A 21,193-nucleotide genomic window follows, 5' to 3' on the forward strand; every position below is an offset into this window, starting at 1 on the left:
ATCACTAAGAGCTCGTAACACGATCATGAATCGGGCTTGGTGAGGCGTCGCCAGCAGATGAGGCTGCAGGCGAGGGAGACGAACGCGTCATGGAGCTCGGTGCGGCGTTCCCATCGGACGGCGAGGCGTTTGAACTGGTGGAGCAGGGCGAAGGTCTGCTCCACGACGTAGCGGAGCTTGCCCATGCCCTGGATGTTCGGGGATCCCTTGCGGGAGATGACAGGCAGGATCCGGCGTTTGCGCAGCTCATCGCGGTTGGGGTTGGAGTCGTAGCCCTTGTCGCCGAGCAGGGCGTCCGGGCGTCTGCGGGGACGGCCGGGGCGGCCCGCCACGGGTGGGATGCCGTCGACCAGGGCGAGGGTCTGGGTGACGTCGTTGACGTTGGCCGCGGTCGTGATGACTTTCAGTGGGGTACCGCGTCCGTCGCAGATCAGGTGGTGCTTGCTGCCCGTCTTCCGCCGGTCGACCGGCGACGGGCCGGTGTCGGTGCCCCCTTTTTCGCGCGGACGTGGGAGCCGTCCACGCACGCCCTCGACCAGTCGAGCCGGCCGGCCGCGTTCAGCTCGGCGAGCAGGATCCGGTGAAGCTGGTCGAAGACCCCGGCCTGCTGCCACCGCTCCAGGCGCCGCCAGCAGGTCTGCCCTGAGCCGAACCCCAGCTCAGGGGGGAGAAGTTGCCACGCGATGTCATTGCAGAGCACGTACAAGATGCCCTGCAGACACAACCGGTCTGCCACCGGCCGCGGCCCTGGCGACCGCGTAGGCCAGGGCGGCAGCAGCGGCTCGATCAATGCCCACAGGTCGTCGTCTACGATCCACGGCCGAGTGCTCACGCATTCACGAACGGCCGAATCATCACACCGGTTACGCCCGACCAGGACATCTCAACAAGATCCTGTTACAAGCTCTAAGCACGGCCCCCGGAACTCACACTCCAGGGGTCTCCGCAGTTTTGACCTGGATTCCGCCTCAGCGCCGCCCTCAGATGAAAGAAGGGGGAAGATACTCCTCCCCGCTACCCCCCAAAGCGTTCTCGGGGCACGCAGGCCCGCCGAGGCCGGACCCCTCGGGTCGTCACAGGAGCCGTCGGCCAGCGGTGACGAAACTCAAAAGTTGAACACATCAACTTGACAGGGAACCCGGTCAGCTGACCGTACGCGTCGTGGGTGATCAGGATCTGCGGGCGTACCGCCCTGATGTGGGAGTCGACCGCCTCGACCAGCTCGTCGATCGGCGCATCGCACAGCCGCGGCCGGCCCGGGGCTGACTCGGGGACGCGCGCATCGGCATAGCTGAGCATCCGCAGTTCCCCGGCGCCTAGAACGGTCAAGGCATCGGCCAGCCCCGTGGCTCGACGGGTACCGGAGGCCCACGTCGCAGTGACGACGGCCGTGTCCGCTCCTGCGGCGGCATGCTGCGCCAGGACGCCCCCTGCCGGGAGCGCTTCGTCGTCAGGGTGGCCGAAGACGGCGAGAAGTGAAGGGCGCGACGGTCGGGCCATGACGGAGCTCCATTCCTGAGGGTGGCCGTCGGACTAAGCGAGGTGGGTGCTGTAGGGCTGGAAGTCGGCCGGCGGGTGGTCGAGGGGGAGTTCCTGCTTCCATGCCGTCAGGCACTGGCTGCTTGGCACGGAGAGGGGCTGGGGCAGCGCGTCGAGGCTCCAGAACCGCCACGAGCCGATGGTCCTCTCCAGCTCCCGTGGTGTGCCGGACCAGCGGGTGACCAGCGCGGGCACCGTGAGTCGGAGGACGCCGCCCACATGGTCGAGAAGCGTGCCGAGCACCTGCACGTCGGCCGGATTCGCGATCAGTCCCGTTTCCTCGGCGAGCTCTCGGATCACGGCCTCGGCGAACGTCTCGCCGGGCTCCAGTGCTCCGCCGGGTACTTCCCACGTGCCGAGTCGATGGCGCCCCAGCAGGACACCGTCCGGGCCGTGCACGATGATGCCGACCCCCAGCGCTGCCTGCGGTGCGGGCGACGCCGATGTCCGGGGCCGGCTGGGGATCCGTCCGGGGCGGCGAGCCGCGTACAGCCGGTACGACAACGGCTGGTCGGCCTGCGGGGAGTCGATCGGCGTGACCGTCTCCATGACGAGACCGTTGTCGACGAGGAGGTCCTCCCACAGCTGCGGTTCGAGGACCCACATGAGTAATGGGTGTTCGGTGTCCGTGCCGGGGAGCCGCAGGATCTCGGGGCGAGCGGTGACGGAGCCGGAGGGGCTGTCGCCGTGCGAGTTGGTGTGCAGCGCGGTGAACAACAAACGCCCGCCGGGCTTGAGGCCGTTGGCCAGGGCGGGCAGCAGGCGGTGCGGATCTAGGAAGGGGACTCCGCTGACAGAATAGATCAGGTCATAGGGGTCGGTTTTCCGCAGGTGGTCGACCGCGTCGGCGCACACCAGGCGCAGGCCGGGGACGTCAGGATAGCGGGCGAGGGCACGCTGGTGCTGGGTGGGGGAGGCGTCGACGGCGGTGATGTCGGCGCCGAGGGCGGCTAGGTGAGCTGCGTGTCGGCCAACTCCGGATCCCAGGTCCAGGACGCGCAGGCCGGCGACCTCGCCGAGCACGCTGATTCCGGGCCCGGCCTGCGACAAATCCCAGGCCCATTCGCCCAGCTCCGGCAGGTCGAACGAGCGGTCGAGCTGATGGCAGCCGTAGAGGCTCCAGATCTTGCCGATTTCCTTCTCGACGTCCAGCACGATGGACTTCCTTCCGTTCGCGGGGCGGATGATCAGGGGCGCAGGGCGTAGCAGTGCAGGACGTCGAGGTCGGCGGTCCGCGCGACGGACCAGCCGGCCGTGAGCAGTTCGGCGTCCGCGGGCGAGATGCCGAGGCCGAGGAGGCTCGGGTCGGTGGTCGCGCGGCGGCCGGCGATCTCGGTGACGACCCAGAAGGTGCCGCCGGGCGCGAGCAGGCGACGGACACGGCTGAGGAAGCCGGGCTTGTCGTCCATCCACCGGTAGACCAGGCGGCAGGTGATGAGGGCGTAGGCGGCGTCCGGGAGCGTCGTGAGGTCGCCGGTGGCGATGTCCAGGCACTGCCACGTCGGTCCGGGCCCGGTGTCCTGGGCGGCGGCGAGGGTGATGGCGCTGGGGGAGCAGTCGATGCCAGTCGTGCGGTAGCCGAGCTCGTGGTGGAGGCGGCGGGCGAGGCCGCCGTCGCCGCTGCCGATGTCGAGGGCGGGGCGGCCCTCGCCGGGGCCGAGGTGCTCGGCCATCAGCTGTTTCTCGGCCTGGCACAGCGGCCGGTAGCGACGGCGGCTGTGCCAGAGCGGCTCCCAGTAGGCCGGGCTCGCGGTGGATGCGGTGGCGGTCACGAGGTTCCCTCTCAGGCGGGCGGCACGGCCGCGGGGGTGGGCAGGATTGGCATGGTTCGCAGAGCGCGTACGGGAGAGGCCAGCAGCAAGAGGACCGGCACGATCTGGAGCAGGGCACCGACGGCGAGGACGACCGGCACATCCAGGACGAGTGCGAGTGCGCCGGCGCTCGCGGCGGCCAGCGGACGGCTTCCGGCGGTCACGGTGGTGCTGACCGCCTGCATCCGCCCCTGAAAGGCCGGGGCACACAGGATCTGCCGCAAGGTTCGCTGGCTGACTCCCGCGGCCGTCGCCCAGAACAACTGGGCGGCGAGCGTCGCGGCCAGGACGATCTGCCAGCCGCGGCCGGGCCCTGCCAGAAGGAGCGGCACCTGGGCGAGGGGGCTGACCGCGAACCCGATGATGATCACCGGGCCCACGCCGAACCGGTCCGTCATCCGTGAGGTGAGCAGCGCACCGGCCAGACTGCCCATGCCTCCGGTGCCCATGATCACCCCGAACGCGGTCGGGGAGACACCGAGCGCGGTGAGCAGGTAGTACGCCCAGAAGGTGTTCATCAGCGCGAGGCCGAAGGACAGCACGGCCAGGGCCGCGATCACCGTGCGGATCGTCGGTTGCCCGATCACGTAGCGCACGCCGGCGGCGATGTCCCGGATGAGGCCGCGCGACTTCTCGGCCCCGACGGGGGACACGTGAGGCTCGGGCGCGCGGATGCGCCAGACCAGCCAGGCGGAGGCGAGGAAGGAGCCGGCGTCGACGAGGAGTGACCGCGCGGCGCCGACGGCGCCCACGAGCGCCGCACCGACGTTGCTGCCCGCGCTGTCGGCCACCGAGGAAGCCGCGCCCAGGCGGGAGTTGGCGTCGTGCAGCAGGTGCGGGGCGACGATGGCCGGCAGGAGACTGATGGCCGCGGCGTCGCGGACCACCTTGGCCGCGCCCACCGCGAGCGTCACCCCGTACAGCTGGCCGATGGTGAGCACCCCGGCCAGAGCGGCGGCCGGGATCGTAGTGAGCACCGCGGCGGCCACCAGGTCCGAGACGAGGAGCTGGAAACGCTTGGCGTGCCGGTCCGACAAGGCCCCGGCCCAGAGAGCGAGCGTGCTGGGAAGCTGGCCGAGGAACGCCAGCGTCGCCACCTGCCCGATGGTGGCGCGCAGTTCCAGGACCGCGAGCGCGGGCAGAGCGACGGCGCTCACCCCCGACCCGGCCAGGGTCACGGCCTCGCTGCCGAGTAGGTACCGGTAGGCCGGCAGCGCCCAGGCGGTCGTCTTACGGGGCCCGGCGGCGACCGTCACCGGGGTTCACCCCCCACGGCCAGCTCAGGGGCGACCACGTTGGCGTACCGGTGCCCGGCGGCGAAGAAGTGGAGGATCTCGCGGGTGAAAGGGTGGCAGTCGTCGGGCGGGCTGGCGGGATCGACCCAGACAAGCTCGCTGTGGGTGTCCGGCTCCCTGTTGTACGGCTCGCCCTCCCACTCCCTGGCCAGGAAGACGACGCCGGTCACCCGTTCCCCGTCCGCGGCGTGAAGGTGGACCAGCTGGCAGAACTCGAGACGGCCCGGGGTGATGAGGATGCCGGTCTCCTCAGCGAGCTCGCGTGCGGCGCCCTCGTCGAAGAACTCGTCGGCTTCGAGTCGGCCGCCGACGACGGTGAGTAGCCCGGGGGAGTGCCACGACCGCGGCTGGTGCCGGACGGTGAGAACCCGGCCGTCGGCTGGATGGTGCAGCAGGACCATGACGTGCGTGATGCTGCGATGGACGTTGCTCACGGCCGGTCCTCCTTCATGAGCCGCTCCAGGGTCCGCCGGCCTCTAGCGGCGACCTCGGGATGGCCGTTATCCGGGCCCCAGGCCAGGCAGTTGACCGCGTCCAGCGCGGTCAGGCAGCGCAGTACATGCCGTTCGGCGCCGGTGAGGTCGCGCCCGTACGCCCGCAGGAACGCTCTCTCGCGGTCCGGGTGGTCGAGCCACTCGGTGACGGCGAGGATGACGAGGTCCTGCACGCGGGCGGCCGGGCGGGTGCGCTCGAAGTCGACGAGCGCGAGTCCCGCCTCGGACCACAGCCAGTTCCTCGGCTGGTTGTCGCCGTGGATGTAGCCGAGCGGCACCGGTCCGACGCGGCGGAGCTGAGCCGCGTAGTCGCGGACCAGCTGCTGCTCGTCCGCGGTGAGCCGGTCCCCAGCGCGGCCCAGGTACTTCTCCGCGCCATCGGCCGCGGCCACCAGCGACGCTTCGGCTTCCGTTCGGTCGCGGGGGTCGAGCGCACCGGCGTCGTGGAGCCGGGCGCACAGCATGCCGGCCTGCGCGTGCACGGCCCGCCACTCGGCGGCGGTCAGCCCCAGCCCAGGTGCCGGGCCACCGGGCGCCACGGTGAGCAGCAGCGCCAAGTCGTCCGCGCGGCTGGCGAGGAGACGGGGCGCCCGGCTGTGCCCGAGCGCGGGAACGACTCCTCGGTAGGCCCGGGTCTCACGGGCGAAGAATTGCCCCGAGGGCGCGACCTTCACGTACCAGCGGGCCTCGCTCTCGCCGGTGAGCTCCCATACCCGGGAGCGGTGCCAGTCGTGCGAGGCGTCGCGCACGGTCACGACCGGCCCGGTGAACTGCTCCGCCCAGCGCTGCACGGCGATGGGCAGGGATTTCGTCTGCCTCACGCCGTGCACCTCGTGCTCGGGTGCGACGAGTACGGGGAGCGCAAGTCACGGGTGGCACTGGTGGCGGGGGACGGGGGCATGGGTCCTCCTTGATGTGGCCTGTCTGCCTGGCAGGGCGCGGCAGGGGGGCGCGGTGAGGTCGGTCAGCGGTCCTGGGAGAGTTCCAGGAGTTCGGCGAAGGTTCCGCCGCCCTGGGTGAGGTCGTCGTACCGGCCCTGTTCGGTGATCCGGCCGTGCTCCATCACGATGATGTGGTCGGCGATCTTGGTGTTCTCCAGGCGGTGGGTGACCACGATGGTGATGCGGTCGGCGGCGATGGCCTTGATCTGCTCGAAGATCTGGTGTTCGCCCCGGGGGTCCATCTGGGAGGTGGGCTCGTCGAGGATCAGCAGTTCGGGCCGGCGGTACAGGGCCCTGGAACACGCGATGCGCTGCCACTGACCGCCGGAGAGTTCTGTGCCGCCCCACAGGTCCCGGGCGAGGAGGGTGTCGAGACCAGCGGGGAGGTCTTCGACGGCGTCGCGCAGCCCGACCGCGTCGATGGCCTCCCACACCGGGGCGTCGTCGTGGGTACGCGGCTGGCCGAGGGTCACGTTCTCGCGCAGGCGCAGCGGCCACTGCCCGAAGATCTGCGGCACCAGGCCGGTCAGGCGCCAGACCGTGGCCGGGTCGGCGTCAGCGAGGTCGGTGCCGTTCCACGAGACCGTGCCCTTGTCCGCCAGGTAGATGCCGGTCAGCAGCCGGGTCAGGGTGCTCTTCCCGGAACCGTTCGCCCCGACGATCGCGAGGATCTGGCCGCGCCGCAGGGTCAGCGAGACGCCGTCGACGGCGGGCTTGTCCTTGCCTGGGTACTGGTAGGCGACCTCTTCCAGACGGATCTCGTCTACCGGCGCGGCCAGACGGCAAGGACCCCGCTGGGGCGCGCGGTCGGCGGCCTCGTCAAGGAAGCTCTGCATGTCGCCGAGGTACAGGCTGGTGTGGAAGACCGCGGCGCCGCCGGTGACGACCTGGGTCAAGGCGGCGAGCATGGTCTGCACCGCGATCACGGCCGTCGCGGCGACCGCGAGGTCGATCCGGCCGGAGACCGCCAGCCACGCCAGTGCACCCCACGTCGCCGCCAGGCAGATGCCGCCGGCGAGCGCGGACAACAGAGCGATCCGCAGGGTTCGTGGCGCGGCGGCCAGGGTGCGCCGATCGCACCGGTCCGACAGCGCCCGGTACCAGTAGACGAGATAGTCGACCATGGAGTTCGCGCGGACCTCGTCGCTGTACTTGGACTCGGTGGCCCACCAGCGCATCATCCCGCGTACGTTGCGATCCGCGATGTTGCCGTAGTGGATCTCGTAGTCCACCCGCGCGCTCAGCACGGCCCCGACACCGGACGGCAGCACGGCGAGCAGCAGCAGCGGCAGCATCAGCGGGTTCAGCACCGACAGCACGCCTCCGGCGGTGACCATGCGGATCACCGCCGACACGAACTGCTGCGCGTCGGCCACCATCACATGGGTGCGCATCACCCCCATCTCGGCCGCCTCACGCCGGTCGGAGAAACCGTCCTCCGCGTACGCAGCCGCCTCCACTCGGCACACCGCCTCGACCAGCGCCGAATCCATCTCCGTCGTCAACCGCGGCGTGATCCGCCGCCCCGCGTACGAGGCCACCGCTCTCGCTGTCCGAGCCACGGCGGCGGCGACCGTCACCACGAGCAGCGCCGGCAGGGCACCCCGCAGGCGGTCTCCGGCGGAACCGGCTCCGAGCACGGGTGCCATGGCGCGGGCGGTGGCCGTCAGCAGCACGGCGGCCGAGACGCCAGTGACCAGCTGGCAGCCGAGAAGCAGCTGCACGGCCCCCCGGTCGATCCGCCAGGACAGCCGCGCGATCCGGCCCAGGACGGCGGGGATCTGCGCGCACATCCGCCGGAAGGACACCTCGGCGAGCGGGTTGATGGAGTACTGCCCGGTGTAGGTGATCTCCGCCGGCGACGGAGGAGGCGGTGTGGTCTTGTGCTGATCGTTCACGGGAGTCGAGGTCAACGGCGGTTCCTCCTGGACGGTCGCGTGGGGCGGTCGGGTAGCTCAACGACCGCGCCGGGATATCGAACTGGTGTCTTTCGGTCTCAGCGGGATCCCCGAGATTCGGCGCGTGTCGGAGCGTGGCGGGTGCATCGACCCGGGTCTTCCAACGGCGCTGGCGGGTAGGGAGGTTGGCCGAATCGCCGATGGCGACACCCTTTAGCGCGAGACCGGGCGCGTTGTGGAACAACAGCCCCCGCCGGACTTGTAGAGTGCGAACCTCCCCGCACGAACACCTCGCTGGAGCCGCTTCGTGGCCATCACTGATTCCGACATCTCGGACGCTCTCGGTGCTTACCTGGAGCGCCACCCGGACGAGGCCGAGCAGCTGTCCAAGCCCCTGCAGCTCCTCGCGGAAGGCAGGAACTTCGCCTCTCGGCGCAGCTTCCCCATGCACGTGACCGTCGGAGCCCTGCTCGTCCGCGACGGCGCCGAGATCCTGCTCATCGAGCACCTCGCATACGGCCTCACCCTTCAGCCCGGCGGTCACCTTGAGCCGAACGACACCTCGCTGGTCGAGGCGGCGGTGCGCGAGCTGACGGAGGAGACCGGCATGGACCCCCGGCAGGTCTCCGTGGTCTCGCCGACGCCTGTCTACGTCGAGTACGGCAAGGTGCCGGCCCGGCCCGAGAAGGACGAGCCGGAGCACTACCACCTGGACATCGGATATGCCTTCACCACGGTCCGCGGTGATGTCGGACGCATTCAGGAGTCCGAGGTGACCGGCGCCGGCTGGTACCCGCTGGAGGTGGCCGAGCGTCTTGTCGGACACCGCATCAGGCGAGCGGTCACGGCACCGGCCTAGGTTCTGTCTCTTTGGTCAGTGTCGGGTCCAGATGAGGATGCCGGCGAGGTGGAGTGCGGCCTGGTAGGCGATGGCGAGTTTGTCGGTTCGCGTGGCCAGGCCGCGCCATTGCTTGAGGCGGTTGATGCAGCGTTCGACGGTGTTTCGTTGCTTGTAGGCCTCGCGGTCGAAGCCGGGCGGGCGGCCTCCGTGACGGCCTCGCCGTTGGCGGTGGCCGATCTGGTCGGACGGCTGCGGGATGACCGCGCGGATTCCCCGGCGCCGCAGATGGGCCCGGATCGCGCGTGAGGAGTAGGCGCGGTCGGCCAGGACGACCGCGGGCCTGGTTCGGGGCCTGCCCGGACCGGTGCGGGGCACGCGGATACGGTCCATCACCGTCTCGAAGGCAGGTGCGTCACCGGCCTGGCCTGCCGTGACGGTGAAGGCCAAGGGGCGGGCCCGGCCGTCGGCCGCGAGGTGGACTTTGGTGCTCAGGCCTCCGCGGGAGCGTCCGAGTGCGTGATCGGCCGGCTCCCGGCGTCCCGCCGCCCCTTTTTGAGTGCTCCGGCGGCGTGCTGGTGCGCTCGGACGACGGTCGAATCGACGGAGACGGTCCAGTCGATGTCGTCGGCGGCGTCCGCCGCGGCCAGGACCGAGGCCAGGATCCGTTCCCAGGTTCCATCGACGGCCCATCTGACCAGCCGTTTGTGAGCGGTCTGGAACGACCCGAGCTCGTCGGGCAGGTCCCGCCAGGGCGAGTTGGTGCGGTACTTCCACGCGATGGCTTCCAGGGTGCGCCGGTGGTCGGCCCACCGCCGTCCACGGACCGGATCGGCCGGCATCAGCGGCTCGATCCGGTCCCACATCGCATCAGTGATCACTAATCGGACAGACACATCCGATCAACTGACCAACCCATCAAAGAGACACGCGCTAGCCGAGCCAGACGATGTCCAGGACGGACAGGTGTCGCAGCATCCGGTTGGCGAAGTAGACGACGGACAGGCGGCCGGCGGACGCGATCCGGACGTCTTCACCCTCCAGATCGTCCGGGTCCCACTGGCGGAACCCCCACGGGTCGACCGCGGCGGCGTCGAGCAGGTCCCAGACCGTCTCCTCGGCGTGCTCGGGAAGTTCGGCGATGACCTTCCCGGCCGGCGTCGAGAGGCGAACCGCGTACGAGGGCAGGCTCACCGGCGCCGCCGGCCGCGGACCTCGGCCATGTCCACGAACCCCGTCTCCTCGTGGCCGGAGGTCATGAACGCGTCGACCGCGGGGGCGGAGGCGAGACGGGCCTGCCAGACGTGGACGACCTCGTAGAGGGTGTTCAAGGAGAACGTCCGGCGCGACTCCTCCAACGCGGCCGCCCACTCCCGTTCGAAGGCCGGCACCCACCGCTCCGCACGCCGGTCAGCCCGGAGCTGGGTGAGGAGTTCCGCCGGAGCACCGGGCGCGGGCGCGTACGGGGCGGCGGGTGTGTGGTCGGGCTGGGCGCTCATCGGCTCCTCCTCGGCGGGGTGCTACCGCCACCGTAGAACGACGGAAGCCGGACCGTGCAGGTTCGGGCGGACGAGGAAACCCGAACCGCCGTTGGACCGGCAGCCGTTCCCCGCTCGCCGGCGCGTCTGCGCCTGGTCTACGGGGCGGCGGGGAACTCCACGTCGGTGCCGCCGCAGCCCGCCCCGATATCCAGCAGGCGATCACGTTCCAGCTCGTCGACCACCAGGCCCCAGCGGAGCTTGGTCGCGGTCCACTCCGCGCCGTACCGGCACAGCACATCGGCGCCGGCAGCAGCCACTCCGCCGGATCCTGGTCCGACTTCGACCGGTTCGTCCGGGCCGTCAAGGGCTCCCTCGGTCACGGGTCAGCGCGTACGTGACGGGCCCGGCGGGCCGGGATCCGAGCGCGGCCGGACCGGTACACCGGTAACGGGCCCGGTGGTCGGCAGGCCACGGCCCGCCGCACGCACCACCCCGACCGGTACGCGGCTTCGTCGTCGGTAGCGCGGCGTCGGTCAAGCCTGCTGCTTCCCGCAGCACCGCACCCCCGTTCCACATACGTGTGGGCCGACGGCAGACGGGATGGGAGCTGGAGTGAGTGTGGCCCATGCCGGGGGACCGTTGGCCCAAGACCGCTCCACCGATCTCGTCACCCTTCAACGGCGCCGCAACCAATACCCCGGCGTGGGAATCCCATCCGGCGCCACGACCTGCAGGCGAAGAACGGGCTGCCAGTCCTGGCCGTGCTCGTCACCGGCCCTGACGGCCTGTGCTGTCGATCGCCGTGGAAGTGCCGTCGGCACGTCGGTGGGGGGACCGGCCGGTGTGGGTGGGGGTGCCGTGGCAGCGGACGAGTTCTCGCGTGGCCCGGTGCAGGGCGAGCTCCATGGCGCGGGGTGTTGTCAGGGCGCCGCTTCCGTCGGGCGGTACAAGCCATCGCAGGTCTCCCCAGCGGCAGTGAGGGGCAGGGGCGGCGATCCATCCTCCCTGGGTGATGTGGCGGGTGCCGTCACCGACCCAGGTGGCCCCGGGGTCGGGTGGCAGGAAGAAACCGACCTCACGCCGCCGGCCGTCCAGCAGTACAGGGCCGGGACCGACGCGAGGAAGGTCGTCGAGCATGTCCGCAGCGCGCAGGCCCAGGCAGGCGGGAACGATCAGCACGTCCCATAGACGTCCGGCAGCTAACAGATGGATGCCGGCGCCGCCGCGGCGGCAGTCACGCTCGTAGGCTTGCGGGTCGTCGGCGGCGGCTGCCAGCCACTCCATCGCCTTCGTCCACCGTGTCAGCGCCATCACAAACCTCCAGTGTGGGCGGGCCTTGTGAGCCCGGTAGTCAACGTCAGGTCCGCCCACCCTGGCGCTCTGCCGGAAGGCCGGGAAGGGAGGCGGAGGACGATACGTGATGTTTCGGCGCACTCAAGGGGCAGGCATACGCCGAACGCACACCAGAACATTCATTCCCCGGCGATTGCTCACCGAGCCACGGCCGACGCCCCTACCAGCCCGATCCATCCGACCCGCGGTGCAGAAGACCGGGCCGGCTGGTAGGTGCAGTTCCCCTATCTGGCGGAGCCGCCCAACATTCATGGTTTAGCCGGTCGGCTTCCGGCCGGCGGACACGTTGTACATGTCGGCGACGGCTGAACCCAGACCCCTCTGACAGCACATCAAAAGTGACCCACTTGGTGATCTTCATCCGACTCCGGCCTTGGTGCTCAAGGTCGTTGCGGTCTGCCGGGGCGGGCCGTCGTCGAGCGGCTGCCCGACGGCACCGAACAACGCACCGGCATTGGATCGGCAACCAGAAAACTCGCCGCGACCGGCTCGACGCGGCGCAGCTCGCCGCGCTCGCCGACCTCGGTGTGGACTGGGCTGCTGGATAGTGGTGGGGGCGGCCCGTAGGCGGGCCGCCCCCACGCTCAACGCGGTCTGATCAGCTGCCGGGAGACACCTCCCCGGATACCTACAACTGCGTCTGGAGCTGGACTACTAGCCACCCGTACCGGCGACCAGTGCCTCGCCGAGCGGGGTGCGCCGGTAGAGCACCGAACGTCCGGACCGGGCGCGGACGAGCAGCCCCGCGTCTCGCAGGATGGCGAGGTGGTCGCCTACCGCGCCGGGTGCCATGGCGAGGCTTCGGGCGAGGTGGCTGGTACTGGCCGGGGCGTCCAGCGCCAACAGCAGCCGGGCTCGGGCCCGGCCGACCAGAGCGGTCAGCGCGTCCGGTTGGGGGACGGTCTCCTGTTCGTCCCACAGGGCGGCGGTGCCGCGGGCCGGATAGACCAAGGTCCTGGGCCAGGGGTCTTCCAGGTGGGCGGCGATATGCCCGACGAAGACCGAAGGGATCAGCAGGAGCCCGTCGCCTGCGAGGCGGACCGTTCCGCCTCGGAAGAAGCCGATCTCGATACCGCCGGCGCGCCAGGCGATGCCCGGGTGCAGGCTCTCGATGGTCGTGGCCCACCCGTGTTCGCCGATCACACCCACCCGGTGCACGACGTCGCGCTCACAGATCGCGCGTAGTTGCGGCCAGTCCGGGGCGAGCAGCTCGTGCCACGCCCGGTCCATCGCCTCGGCGATCCTGGAGACGGCGTCCGCCGAGTCCAGCACCGCGCGTACGTGGGGATCACGGGCGGACGGGCCGGTCGCGGTGGTGGCGAATTCATGGCGGGCCGCTTCCAGCGGTGTGGCCCGGATCACGGCCAGGTCGTCCGCCCAGGTCTGCTTGAGGCCGCGCGGCGGCGGGGCGACGAAGTTCGGCCCGCCTTGCGGGGCCTGCAGCGCGAGGGCGGCGTCCAGTTCGGTCTCGCGGCGAAGCCGTTCAAAGGCCGGCAGGAGCCGGGCGGCCCAGGCTCGCGGCAGCGGCTGGCCTTGGCCGGCGAGCGAGCGCAGCAGCAAACAGAGGTCCAGTGCGGGCGACAGTGCGAAGCGGCTGCGCAGCAGGTCCTCGACGGAGACTTCGAAGCGCAGCACCCTGCCATGCTACCCCGGGACGTCCGTTCCGATTCGTCCAGCGACGAATCATTGGTGAGTGGTGTGGGCGCACGGCGAGGCTGGGCGTCATGACCCCAACCGCCGAACCCGCGCAGGTCAACCACCGTGCCACCTACCGGGAGGTGCTGGCCGAGCCGCGATTCCGGCTGCTCTTCTCGACCCGCACCGTCGCGATCACTGCGGACGCGATGCGGATCACCACGTTCTCGGTGCTGGTCTTCTCGGCCACCGGCTCCGCGCTGTTGAGCGCACTGGCCTTCGGCATCGGCTTCATCCCGCAGCTGTTCGGCTCGCTGCTGCTGGGCTCACTGGCCGACCGACTGCCGCCCCGCGCGCTCATCACCGGCGGCTACGCCTTGACGTGCGCCGCCGCCCTGCTGATCGCCCTGGTGCGGATGCCGGTCGCGGCAAGCCTCGGTGTCGTGGCGCTGGTCGCCCTCGCCACACCGGTGTTCAGCGGCGCGTCGAGTCGGCTGGTCGCGCAGTGCCTGGAGGGCGACGCCTATGTACTGGGCCGTTCACTGAACAACATCGCCTCCTCCGGCGCGCAATTGTTCGGTCTGGCGCTGGGAGGTGCGGTCGTCGCGGTACTCGGCCCGCATCGGGCGCTCGCGGTGAGCGCCGCCCTCTACCTCGGCTGCGCGCTCGCTGTCCGCATCCGGCTACCCCGGCTAAAGCCGGAAGAGTCCGGCGGCACACCCGGCGGCGCTCGGGGCGATGGCGGGGCCGTCCGGGCAAGCCTGCACGGTGCCGGCCTGCTGCTGCGCGGACGCACGGTGCGACGACTGATGCTGGCCCAGTGGCTCCCGCCCGCGTTCGTAGCAGGCGCGGAAGGCCTGGTCGTCGCCTACGCCGGAGGACACCACTTCGCGCCCGGCTGGTACGCGGTGCTGATGGGATGTCTGCCGGTCGGCATGCTTGTCGGTGACCTTCTGGTGGGTCGACTGCTACGGCCACCCACCCGGGAGCGCCTGGTAGTCCCGTTGATTGCGCTGATGGGACTGCCGCTGGTCGGCTTCGCTGCCGAGCCCGGAGTGGGCGTCTCGTCCTGTCTGCTGCTGCTCTGCGGCTTCGGATTCGCCTACGGTCTCGGCCTGCAACGGCCGTTCCTGGACGCCCTGCCGCAGGACGGCCAAGGCCAGGCCTTCGGCCTGCTCGGCTCCGGCGGCATGACGCTGCAGGGCGTCGGGCCGGCCTGCTTCGGCTCGGTGGCCGCAGGCATCGGAACAGGCGGCGCAATCGCCCTGGCAGGCGGCGCGGCGGCACTTACCGCCGGCTGGATTCTCACCTGGCAGCCGCACGCCTCCCCGGTCCCCGTCCCGAACTGCTCGACGGGATCGGAGAACGACACCGAACAGCATGCCTGTAGTTCTCCCGCGCAGTAACCGGCCGCCGGTCGAGTCGGCCGCGAGCCGTCACGCACCCCAACCCCACCACGCCTCTCTGACAGACAATCATTCCACCAATCGGAATCAGCCGGAGAGCCGACCGGGGAATCGGTTCTCACAAACGGGGGGATCTCCAGAAGGAACCGCCCGGCGGCGTCTTCGTCGAGCCGGCCGACCAGGGCTAGGCGGCCTGCCCAGCAGAATCCACCTCGCCGTCGAGCAGGGGCAAAAGCCCCTGTCCGTTGTGAGCACGGCGGGGCGGTGAGGTGACTCGCCGCAGATCGAGCCCGTCCTGGAAGCGATCCGGGTGCCCCGGCTCGGGCTCGGGCTCGGCAGGCCGCGCCGGCGGCCGGACCGGGCACGGGCCGACAAGGCCTATCCGAGCCAGACGATGTCCAGAACGGACAGATGGCGCAGCGGTCGGTTGGCGAAGTAGATGACGGACAGCCGGCCGGCGGACGCGATCCGGACGTCTTCGCCTTCGGGATCGTCGGGATCCCACTGGGCGAAGCCCCACGGGTCGGCCGCGGCTGCGTCGAGCAGGTCCCAGACCGTTTCCTCGGCGTGCTCGGGAAGTTCGGCGATGACCTTCCCGGCAGGTGTCGAGAAGCGGACCGCGTACGAGGGCAGGCTCACCGGCGCCGCCGGCCGCGGACCTCGGCCATGTCCACGAACCCCGTCTCCTCGTGGCCGGAGGTCATGAACGCGTCGACCGCGGGGGCGGAGGCGAGACGGGCCTGCCAGACGTGGACGACCTCGTAGAGGGTGTTCAGAGAGAAGGTCCGGCGCGACTCCTCCAACGCGGCCGCCCACTCCCGTTCGAAGGCAGGCGCCCACCGCTCCGCACGCCGGTCCGCGCGGAGCCGGTCGAGGAGTTCGGCCGGCGCACCGGGCGCGGGCGCGTACGGGGCGGCGGGGGTGTGGTCGGGCTGGGCACTCATCGGCTCCTCCTCGGCGGGGTGCTACCGCCACCGTAGAACGACGGGAGCCGGACCGGGGGACGGCGTCGGCTTCTGCGGTGTGCGGGTGCTCAAGTCAGCACCGCAGCCGCCACGGGCCTTGGGCGTAAAGGGCTGACGTACCCGGCAAATGGGCATGACTCGCTGAACCGAAGACACAACGCCCCCGGCGCCTCAACACCCACGCCTACCACGAGAGGTCAGCAGCATCGTGTACGAGATGACCCACACCGAACGTATCCGGTACAAGCGGCGCCAGGACGCCGCCTACCAGGCCGGCGAAGATGCCGTCACCAGCCTTCAGGCGGCGCTCGCGCTCGCGGGCATGACACTTCCCTCCCTGAGCAACGACGGGCCGGTGGCCGGCCACGGCTTCGTCCGGCTCGGAGGATGCAACGCGGCCTTCGCCAACCGGCTCGCCGAAGTCATCGCCGCCGGTGCCGATGCTCTGCAACACCAACGGTGAAGTGCCGACAAGGTGGAACGCCCTCAGGCCGCGTCGTGGCGAACGCCGACGCGGCCCGGCCGACCCCGGGGGCTTCCGAAGGGCGAGGTCGAAGCACGCTCCGGGGGTCAGGGCACGGCGCCCGCGTTCCGGCGGCAAGGGGGCTCACGGGGTCGGAGACCCTGCTCCACTCCGCCGCCCGACGTATGCCGGTGCCGGGCACCTGGCACCAGAATGCCCTGGTGCGTCTGATCGGTGACGGCTGAGGAACGGCGAGAGCATCGGCCAGGCCCGGCACGCCCGGCTCGCCCCCATAGGACGACCGGGCCGAAGCGGCGTTGTCGGCGAGAGTGCGCCGCTGCTGCGCGTTGTTCGCCACAGGCGCCCGCAGGCTGCCGTCACGCCGGGCTCCGCTGCTTCACGCCCCTGCTCAAGCCCTCCCCCTCGGTGAGGATCGAGCGGACAGTGACGACTTCCGAATCCGACCCGAGAGGAAAGGGGAAGCGTGTCGCCCTGCGGTGTCGTGAAGTGGTTCGACCCTGACCGAGGCATCGGTCTCATCAGCCAGAAGGGCGCCGGACCGGACGTCCAGGCGGAAGCCTCGGCCATCCATGGAACGGATGGCCGCCTCCGCCCGGGCGAGGAAGTCCTCTTCGACGTCACCCTCGACAGCGCGGGACTACGGGCCGACAACATCCACCGTCCGATCCGCACCGAGACCCAGCCCCCCAACCCATCGCACACGGTGACCCTGCACAAGGGAGTCTTCCGCCCCTGGCCGGCGGTGTCACGCGTCCCAGAGGTCCTCCAGCGCGAACGCGGTCCGGGCACCTGCCCGGAGCCGTGCCGTGATCTGCGGGCACAGGACATCCAGGAAACAGCGGGACGACCGTGACGCCGCCGTGGGACGCCGTGAGGCAACTGCGCCTCGGCGGCCGCGACCAGGCCCTGACCATCCTCCTGGTCAGCCACTGCCGGCAGCCCATCCCCATGCTCTTGCCCTCCGACGTGTTCCACGAGGCCCAGTGGCGCGCCCAGGCCGGCGATCGATCAGTGCCCTCGTGGATCCGCGCTGCCGAGCGAGAGCTCAGCCGGACGGCGTGCCCGGGAACCACACGCCGAGCCACTGCTCCGCGCCATAGTCCTCGAACCGCTCCACCTCGGTGAACCCCAGCTTCGCCGCGACGCGCATCGAGGCCTCGTTGGCAATCTGGGTGGAGAGCACCACCGGCTCGCCGGGATGCGCGTCGGCGAACCAGTCGAGCGCCGCCGCGCTCGCCTCGGCGGCGTACCCGCGTCCCCATGCCTGCGGCAGGAACATGTAGCCGAGCTCGGGCTCGCCGCCTTCCGGACGTATGTGCCCCTTGCGCTCCGGGTCGCGCCGATCGAGCGTGATCATGCCGATCGCTGTTCCGTCGTGCTCGACCACGAAGAAGCCGAAACGCTGCCCGGGCACCTCGGGCATCGTGCGCTCGAGCTCGTCGCGCGGACGAGCGCCGCCGACGTAGGTGCCCACCTCGGGCGAGGCGAACAGCTCGATGAGCGCCGCACGGTCCCGGGCGTCGGACTCTCGGAGCAGAAGCCGCTCGGTCCTGATCGGGGCTGGTGGCCAGGTGATGGTTCCAAGATCATTCATAGCGGGAAACCTATCGGCAGGCGCCTCAGCGGCGCTGCCGGGCGGCATACGCGCGTACGGAGCCCCCGCGTAGACCTCACCCGCCTGCCTCGACGCTTCTGGTCGCCTCTACGCGCCCCGCCGCGCGATGCACGCTGCCCCGGAATGGTTACCTAGACCAAGTCGAGCCGGTTGGTCATGGCGGGTTCGAACCGACCGTAGGGGTTGACGTGGGTCCAGAAGGCGGGGACAGCGCCCGCCGGTCGGCGTCGGTGAGCCTGTCGATCCACTTCGGTTCGGCCAGCACCTCCTGCAGCAGCACGGTGCGACGCGCACCAGGGGGGCTTGCAGCAGGTGCAGGACGAGCGGCGGCCCCTGAGCCGACCGCAGGTGCTCGTTACTCGGCCGAGCCGGTAGCCGGGGGCACCTCCAGAACGAAGAACAGGTAGCACATCGTGGTCGAGAAGCGTTGGAAGTCGTCGGGGTAGAGCTCGCGGGCGGCCGGATCGGGCTGGGGCTCGCTGATGACGGCCAGACGGAAGCCGGAGGCGGAGAAGGCGTCGGTCATGGCGTGCAGCGGCCTGCGCCAGAAACTCATCCGGGCGTTCTGCCCCACCAGGTCGGTCCATTCCTGGGTGTAGCTGGTGGTCGCGTGATAGTCGGGCCGAGGGTCCTGGATGGCGTAGTCCACGAAAGGATGCTGCACCGACGCGATCAGGCGACCGCCGGGCCTGAGCACTCGCCGCATCTCGGCCAGCGTCGGCCCCCAGTCCTCCAGGTAGTGCAGCACCAGCGAGGCGAGGACATCGTCGAACGCACCGTCGGCGAACGGCAGCGGGTCACCCAGGTCGGCCACATGCAGGGCCGCGTCGGAACCCAGCCTCCGCCGTGCCAGCTCCACCATTTCGGCGCTGGAGTCGAGGCCGGTGACGAGAGCACCCCGATCGCGTAGGGCACCGAACAGGGGACCGGAGCCGCAGCCGGCGTCAAGGATCCGCCGGCCGGCCACGTCCCCGGCGAGGGACAGCATCGCGGGCCGCTCGTAGTAGGCGTTCAGGAGACTGGTCTCGCTCAGGGCCGAGTACGCCTCGGCAAAGCTGTCGTAGTCGTTCACCCTGGCCGCAAGTGCGGGCTTGGCATGGTCTTCGGCGGTAGGCATGCTGCGGTCTCCGTCGTGTCTTCTCGGCATATCGCACCGGTGTGTCGTTCTGATGATCGACGTGGATGCAGCGCGCCCTGGTTCCGGTGTCGGAGACGACTGGATCGTTTCGTCTGGATCACCCGCCCCATGGCCGAAATACGCCGTTGCCTGAAGTTCAGTGGACGCGGATCGAGCCGCGCCCATCTGACCCGACGCGGAGTGGGGCCCTGGTCACGCGGCGATCCGACGCGACCACCGCGACCGCCTCCCAGCGCGCCGGCCCATCCTGCCTCCTCTCTTCGTGAGGTTCTCGGCCATGGACGGGGGTTGAGGGTCCTCGGCCTTCCCCCTTTCGGGGAGATGACGCCAGTCCCCTGGGGTCGTTGAATGCGGGGATGTCTTCCGAGCGGACGGATCCGGACGTGCCGGACGGCCGAGACGACCATGGTTGGGCCCCGTCTCGGCCGTCGGCCGTACCGCAGGGCAGCGAGTTGCTCATCGACCGGATGGTCCTGGCGGTCAGGGCCGGCGACGATCCAGCGATCCGGGGCTTGCTGGCCCGCCTCGCCCAAGTTGCCGATGTCGCGGTGCTGCTGCGACTGCGTCAGCGCCTCGATGAGGACGTCCATGGCCGACCGGGTTCGGACGGACAACGCACCCCGGTCGAGCGGTGAGCCACCGCGTGCCGGCCAGGACGAGTGCCGCGCCGGCGGAGGCGCGGGAGGTCAGCGGACGACGTCGAAGACGTTCTTCTGCAGCCCGTTGGCGTAGGCCTCGTGCTCGACGAGCTTCAGCTTCTGGGTGTCCTTGTCGGTGGCGCTGAAGAGCCGCTTGCCCGCGCCGAGCAGCAGGGGGAAGACGACCAGGTGGTAGCGGTCGATCAGGCCTGCGTCCGAAAGGGCCTGGTTCAGGGAAGCGCTGCCGTGGACGATGATCGGGCCGCCCTCGGTCTCCTTCAGCGCGGCGACCTCGTCGAGCGAACGCAGGATCGTCGTCTCGCCCCAGTTCGACACCAGGTCGTCCTCGGTGAGGGTGGTGGAGACGACGTACTTCGGCATCACCTTGTAGTCGGCGAAGTCCGCCATGTCGGGCCACACCTGGCTGAACGCCTCGTAGCTGGTCCTGCCCAGCAGGATCGCGGAGGCTTCCTTCTGCTCCCGGCCCTTGATCTCGAACGCCTCGGGGAGGAACTCGACGTCCTTGAAGGTCCATCCGGAGTTCCGGTACCCGGGCTCGCCGCCCGGGCCCTCCACGACGCCGTCGAGCGATATGAAAGCGGTGCTGATCAGGGTACGCATCTCAAGTTCCTCGGTGTCTCGTGTCCGGTTCTCGGCGGGTTCGGCCGGGTCCACACTTCGACCCCACCCGTGGCCGCGGTGCAGCAATCATGATCTATGACTGTGGATCACGGGGAAACTCATCGGTCGTGGCCCACCCGTTCAGACGGCATCGGCCATCCGGCTCACCTTTGAGCCAAACACGTGCCCGGCCCCGCCCCACGCCCCGGGTAGGACGGCATCCTCGCCGGCACGCCCCGGCGCGCGATCTGCCGCAGGAAGATCGCACAGCGACTGACGGGCGCCGGATCCCTCGCGGCGCGCGACGAACACGGCAGCCGGTGGTTCCTCCACCCCGGCAGCAGTTGCCCGACCACGCCGACCTGTTCGCCGTTGGAGGCCCTGGCCCGAGGCGCAGGCAGGACGCCGCGAACTCCTCGAGCGTGGCGAGCACCTGACGCCGGTGGGCGGTGTACCGGCGGACGATGCGGATGAGCGCGCGGCACCTTCGGTCTGCGCGCCCGCGCCCGCGTCCGTGCCGGACCCCTGCGCGGACGGATCGCTCCAGGTCCTCCGGGCGTAGGGGATGCAGGCAGGGGAAACAGTCGGCGCCGACAGCCCGCAGGCATCCGGCCGGGGTTCACCAGCCGTGCTCCGGGGGGTGGCGGGGCAGGGGCCGGAGCGGGCTGGATGCTGTCGACCGGGACGGTGACCGGCAACGTGTGACGGCAGCCGGGGTCCTGCCCGCGGTCGACAGCGCCACGGGGCCGGGAACAGCCCGTCCGAGGGCAGCTCCCCGCAGTGGCCATTGCACCCCGCATCCCAGTGGGTTCTGCAGTTGACGCGCTCGAACGAGGCGGCGTCCCACCCGGACAGGGCGCTCGCGTCCGGGTGCGCCTCGGCGGGAATCGACAGGAGGGGTCGAAGCAGTCGATGTGGGTGAAATCGACTTCGAGCTGGTCGGCTCGGTTGCCGCCGTCCTTGAAGCAGATCTCCTGCAGTCCCTCGGCGACGATCGCGCGCAGTTCCCGCTCGTCGGCGCGCACCCTGGGCCCGGGCGTC

The 21,193-nt window shown here is 70.5% G+C and carries 23 protein-coding genes and 1 pseudogene; 5 read left to right on the forward strand and 19 right to left on the reverse strand.

Annotated elements, in window-relative coordinates:
- Positions 1-23: 23 nt before the first annotated feature.
- The 8 genes and pseudogenes from OHA89_RS30740 to OHA89_RS30775 form a co-directional block, all read right to left on the reverse strand.
- Positions 24-832 (reverse strand): IS5 family transposase gene (locus OHA89_RS30740; RefSeq protein WP_406367579.1). Its coding sequence is split into 2 segments (ribosomal slippage): positions 24-512 and positions 515-832, totalling 807 coding nucleotides; the frame shifts between segments, so codons are not numbered across the junction.
- A 299-nt stretch (positions 833-1,131) separates the two neighbouring features.
- Positions 1,132-1,500: pseudogene (locus tag OHA89_RS30745) on the reverse strand (PIG-L deacetylase family protein); the annotation flags it as partial.
- 33 nt (positions 1,501-1,533) lie between these two features.
- Positions 1,534-2,694, reverse strand: a complete 1,161-nt coding sequence (locus OHA89_RS30750) for a bifunctional class I SAM-dependent methyltransferase/NUDIX hydrolase (RefSeq protein ID WP_398430025.1) — start codon at positions 2,692-2,694, stop codon at positions 1,534-1,536.
- Between the two features lie 32 nt (positions 2,695-2,726).
- Positions 2,727-3,311 carry a class I SAM-dependent methyltransferase gene (locus OHA89_RS30755; RefSeq protein ID WP_398430023.1) on the reverse strand — a complete coding sequence of 195 codons (585 nt, stop codon included), beginning with the start codon at positions 3,309-3,311 and terminating at the stop codon, positions 2,727-2,729.
- An 11-nt stretch (positions 3,312-3,322) separates the two neighbouring features.
- Positions 3,323-4,606, reverse strand: coding sequence for an MFS transporter (locus OHA89_RS30760; RefSeq protein WP_406367581.1), 1,284 nt, complete (start codon positions 4,604-4,606; stop codon positions 3,323-3,325).
- Entirely contained in the window at positions 4,603-5,079 is a 477-nt protein-coding gene (locus OHA89_RS30765; protein ID WP_398429972.1) for an NUDIX domain-containing protein, read from the reverse strand. The genes OHA89_RS30760 and OHA89_RS30765 overlap by 4 nt, the downstream gene beginning before the upstream one ends.
- Positions 5,076-5,960: a phosphotransferase enzyme family protein gene (locus OHA89_RS30770; RefSeq protein ID WP_406367583.1), complete on the reverse strand. Its 885-nt coding sequence runs from the start codon at positions 5,958-5,960 to the stop codon at positions 5,076-5,078. The genes OHA89_RS30765 and OHA89_RS30770 overlap by 4 nt, the downstream gene beginning before the upstream one ends.
- Positions 5,961-6,103: 143 nt before the next feature.
- Complete coding sequence (locus tag OHA89_RS30775; protein ID WP_406368648.1) at positions 6,104-7,873, reverse strand: ATP-binding cassette domain-containing protein; 1,770 nt, start codon at positions 7,871-7,873, stop codon at positions 6,104-6,106.
- A gap of 412 nt (positions 7,874-8,285) precedes the next feature.
- On the opposite strand from OHA89_RS30775, the gene OHA89_RS30780 reads away from it, so the two are divergent.
- A complete protein-coding gene (locus OHA89_RS30780) occupies positions 8,286-8,837 on the forward strand; it encodes an NUDIX hydrolase (protein ID WP_398429968.1) in 552 nt (183 codons plus the stop codon).
- A gap of 15 nt (positions 8,838-8,852) precedes the next feature.
- Here OHA89_RS30780 and OHA89_RS30785 read toward each other — a convergent pair.
- The 6 genes from OHA89_RS30785 to OHA89_RS30810 form a co-directional block, all read right to left on the reverse strand.
- A protein-coding gene (locus OHA89_RS30785) for an IS5 family transposase (protein WP_326750623.1) occupies positions 8,853-9,682 on the reverse strand; the annotation gives its coding sequence in 2 pieces (ribosomal slippage) (positions 8,853-9,352 and positions 9,352-9,682; 831 coding nt in all).
- Between the two features lie 67 nt (positions 9,683-9,749).
- Positions 9,750-10,010: a hypothetical protein gene (locus OHA89_RS30790; protein ID WP_326750530.1), complete on the reverse strand. Its 261-nt coding sequence runs from the start codon at positions 10,008-10,010 to the stop codon at positions 9,750-9,752.
- A complete protein-coding gene (locus OHA89_RS30795) occupies positions 10,007-10,315 on the reverse strand; it encodes a DUF6247 family protein (RefSeq protein WP_326750531.1) in 309 nt (102 codons plus the stop codon). Before OHA89_RS30795 ends, OHA89_RS30790 begins: the two co-directional genes overlap by 4 nt.
- Positions 10,316-10,452: 137 nt before the next feature.
- Positions 10,453-10,614 carry a hypothetical protein gene (locus tag OHA89_RS30800; protein ID WP_398431373.1) on the reverse strand — a complete coding sequence of 54 codons (162 nt, stop codon included), beginning with the start codon at positions 10,612-10,614 and terminating at the stop codon, positions 10,453-10,455.
- A 451-nt stretch (positions 10,615-11,065) separates the two neighbouring features.
- The gene (locus OHA89_RS30805; RefSeq protein WP_266479119.1) at positions 11,066-11,608 is read right to left on the reverse strand and encodes a hypothetical protein; all 543 of its coding nucleotides are present in this window, start codon (positions 11,606-11,608) and stop codon (positions 11,066-11,068) included.
- Between the two features lie 696 nt (positions 11,609-12,304).
- Positions 12,305-13,285, reverse strand: coding sequence for a winged helix-turn-helix domain-containing protein (locus OHA89_RS30810; protein WP_406367586.1), 981 nt, complete (start codon positions 13,283-13,285; stop codon positions 12,305-12,307).
- 89 nt (positions 13,286-13,374) lie between these two features.
- On the opposite strand from OHA89_RS30810, the gene OHA89_RS30815 reads away from it, so the two are divergent.
- A complete protein-coding gene (locus tag OHA89_RS30815) occupies positions 13,375-14,691 on the forward strand; it encodes an MFS transporter (protein WP_406367588.1) in 1,317 nt (438 codons plus the stop codon).
- Between the two features lie 378 nt (positions 14,692-15,069).
- Here OHA89_RS30815 and OHA89_RS30820 read toward each other — a convergent pair whose 3' ends face one another.
- Both OHA89_RS30820 and OHA89_RS30825 read right to left on the reverse strand, forming a co-directional pair.
- A complete protein-coding gene (locus OHA89_RS30820; protein ID WP_326750535.1) occupies positions 15,070-15,330 on the reverse strand; it encodes a hypothetical protein in 261 nt (86 codons plus the stop codon).
- Positions 15,327-15,635 (reverse strand): DUF6247 family protein, encoded by a 309-nt coding sequence (locus tag OHA89_RS30825; protein WP_326750536.1) that lies wholly within the window; start codon positions 15,633-15,635, stop codon positions 15,327-15,329. The genes OHA89_RS30820 and OHA89_RS30825 overlap by 4 nt, the downstream gene beginning before the upstream one ends.
- Positions 15,636-15,873: 238 nt before the next feature.
- Here OHA89_RS30825 and OHA89_RS30830 point away from each other — a divergent pair, with 238 nt between their 5' ends.
- Positions 15,874-16,119 (forward strand): hypothetical protein, encoded by a 246-nt coding sequence (locus tag OHA89_RS30830; RefSeq protein WP_326750537.1) that lies wholly within the window; start codon positions 15,874-15,876, stop codon positions 16,117-16,119.
- Between the two features lie 484 nt (positions 16,120-16,603).
- Positions 16,604-16,993: a cold shock domain-containing protein gene (locus OHA89_RS30835; protein ID WP_326750538.1), complete on the forward strand. Its 390-nt coding sequence runs from the start codon at positions 16,604-16,606 to the stop codon at positions 16,991-16,993.
- A 192-nt stretch (positions 16,994-17,185) separates the two neighbouring features.
- On the opposite strand, the gene OHA89_RS30840 is transcribed toward OHA89_RS30835, so the two are convergent.
- Both OHA89_RS30840 and OHA89_RS30845 read right to left on the reverse strand, forming a co-directional pair.
- Positions 17,186-17,734, reverse strand: coding sequence for a GNAT family N-acetyltransferase (locus OHA89_RS30840; protein WP_326750539.1), 549 nt, complete (start codon positions 17,732-17,734; stop codon positions 17,186-17,188).
- Between the two features lie 376 nt (positions 17,735-18,110).
- Positions 18,111-18,872 carry a class I SAM-dependent methyltransferase gene (locus tag OHA89_RS30845; RefSeq protein ID WP_398431362.1) on the reverse strand — a complete coding sequence of 254 codons (762 nt, stop codon included), beginning with the start codon at positions 18,870-18,872 and terminating at the stop codon, positions 18,111-18,113.
- A gap of 377 nt (positions 18,873-19,249) precedes the next feature.
- Between OHA89_RS30845 and OHA89_RS30850 the strand changes: the two genes are divergently transcribed.
- On the forward strand, positions 19,250-19,528 hold the full coding sequence (locus OHA89_RS30850) for a hypothetical protein (protein ID WP_406367590.1): 279 nt from the start codon (positions 19,250-19,252) through the stop codon (positions 19,526-19,528).
- Between the two features lie 51 nt (positions 19,529-19,579).
- On the opposite strand, the gene OHA89_RS30855 is transcribed toward OHA89_RS30850, so the two are convergent.
- On the reverse strand, positions 19,580-20,152 hold the full coding sequence (locus OHA89_RS30855) for a dihydrofolate reductase family protein (RefSeq protein ID WP_331723336.1): 573 nt from the start codon (positions 20,150-20,152) through the stop codon (positions 19,580-19,582).
- Positions 20,153-21,193 lie beyond the last annotated feature (1,041 nt).

It is taken from the genome of Streptomyces sp. NBC_01546 (genome assembly GCF_045208355.1).
GTDB lineage: Bacteria > Actinomycetota > Actinomycetes > Streptomycetales > Streptomycetaceae > Streptomyces.

Coding starts and splice junctions, on each gene's coding strand:
- OHA89_RS30775 (WP_406368648.1), bottom strand. CDS start 7,873: ATGTGCGCGCAGATCCCCGCCGTCCTGGGCCGGATCGCGCGGCTGTCC.
- OHA89_RS30795 (WP_326750531.1), bottom strand. CDS start 10,315: ATGAGCGCCCAGCCCGACCACACACCCGCCGCCCCGTACGCGCCCGCG.
- OHA89_RS30805 (WP_266479119.1), bottom strand. CDS start 11,608: ATGGCGCTGACACGGTGGACGAAGGCGATGGAGTGGCTGGCAGCCGCC.
- OHA89_RS30815 (WP_406367588.1), top strand. CDS start 13,375: ATGACCCCAACCGCCGAACCCGCGCAGGTCAACCACCGTGCCACCTAC.
- OHA89_RS30825 (WP_326750536.1), bottom strand. CDS start 15,635: ATGAGTGCCCAGCCCGACCACACCCCCGCCGCCCCGTACGCGCCCGCG.
- OHA89_RS30830 (WP_326750537.1), top strand. CDS start 15,874: ATGACCCACACCGAACGTATCCGGTACAAGCGGCGCCAGGACGCCGCC.
- OHA89_RS30840 (WP_326750539.1), bottom strand. CDS start 17,734: ATGAATGATCTTGGAACCATCACCTGGCCACCAGCCCCGATCAGGACC.
- OHA89_RS30845 (WP_398431362.1), bottom strand. CDS start 18,872: ATGCCTACCGCCGAAGACCATGCCAAGCCCGCACTTGCGGCCAGGGTG.
- OHA89_RS30850 (WP_406367590.1), top strand. CDS start 19,250: ATGTCTTCCGAGCGGACGGATCCGGACGTGCCGGACGGCCGAGACGAC.
- OHA89_RS30855 (WP_331723336.1), bottom strand. CDS start 20,152: ATGCGTACCCTGATCAGCACCGCTTTCATATCGCTCGACGGCGTCGTG.